The 1227-nt window shown below is 54.6% G+C and carries 1 protein-coding gene; it reads right to left on the bottom strand.

Annotation, left to right across the window (positions count from 1 at the left end; translation table 11 throughout):
• Positions 1-101: 101 nt before the first annotated feature.
• Entirely contained in the window at positions 102-1085 is a 984-nt protein-coding gene (locus KVS69_RS18305; protein WP_217539419.1) for a DUF1852 domain-containing protein, read from the bottom strand.
• Positions 1086-1227 lie beyond the last annotated feature (142 nt).

Consider the following 1227-nt stretch of genomic DNA (forward strand, 5'->3'; position numbering starts at 1 on the left):
AGCTTCTCCGGCTCTGCGAGCCAGGACGGTTTCGGCAGGCTGCCGGCGGTTGAAGTAGGCAACAGTCTTTTCATGATAGGCGACCTTGTCTTATCGGGTAATCAAACAGCGTGGCTGGCGGACCACTGCTGAAGAATGGTCCCGTATGGTTTGATGAAGTGTTCTTCGGCAAATTTGCCCTGTTCAACGGCAAGCCTGCTACGCTCTTCGCGGTCGTAGACAATCCGCGTCAGCGAATAGTCCTGGTGCTTCAAGCTTGGCTGATAGAAAGCGCCTGCGACGGAGTTGGCGTTGTAAATCTCGGGCCGGTAGATCTTCTGGAACGCCTCCATCGTGCTGATGGTGCTGATAAGCTCCAGATTCGTATAGTCAGCGAGAAGGTCGCCGATAAAATAGAACGCAAAGGGCGCCACACTGTCCGGGGGCATGAAATAGCGGACCTTCATCCCCATCTTGACGAAATACGCATCGGTCGATGACAATTCGTCTTGCTTGTATTCGATGCCCAACACCGGATGCTGGTTTTCAGTCCGCCTGTAGGTCTTGCTGCTGGAAGCGCTAAGGCAAATGACCGGCGCCTTGCTGAAATTCTCCCTGTAGGAGTCGGAGCTGAGAAAACTCCTGAAGAGACTTCCATGCAGGTCACCGAAATCGTCCGGCATGCTGAAACCAGGCTTGTTCTTGTTGTGCTGCGGCAAGACCACGCTGAAATCGTAGTCGCGGACGTAAGAGGAAAAATTGTTGCCGACGATCCCCTCGATGCGATCGTCATTTTTCCGATCCACGATGGTCGTCTTCAGAATTTCAATCAGCGGGAAGGCGTCGCTGCTGCCGCCTGAAGCGATCTTCATCTCGACGGAGATGATATCGAGCTCGAGCGAGTAACGATCGCCAGTCGGGTTGTCCCAGTGCGCCAGAGCATTGAAGCGATTGTCGATCATCCTCAAGGCATTGCGCAGATTCTCCTGGCGGCTCTCACCTCTGGCAAGATTGGCAAAATTCGTCGTGATGCGTGTATTGTCCGAGGGGCGGTAGTCCTCATCAAAACGAATGCTCTTGAGACGGAACGTAAAGTCGCTTCCCATCGCTCTGGGTGCGTGATCGACGATCGACACGAGAGGGGCGGCATTTCGAGATGCGGATTGTGACATGGCTTACCCCAACAAGTTGGTGGCAAGGATCAGCGGACACATAGCAAGACGGTCCGCTGCGCGCCCTCCGCTACGG

Origin of the sequence: Stenotrophomonas sp. GbtcB23, assembly GCF_019091045.1 — a bacterium.
GTDB classification, from domain to species: Bacteria; Pseudomonadota; Gammaproteobacteria; order Xanthomonadales; family Xanthomonadaceae; genus Stenotrophomonas; species Stenotrophomonas rhizophila_A.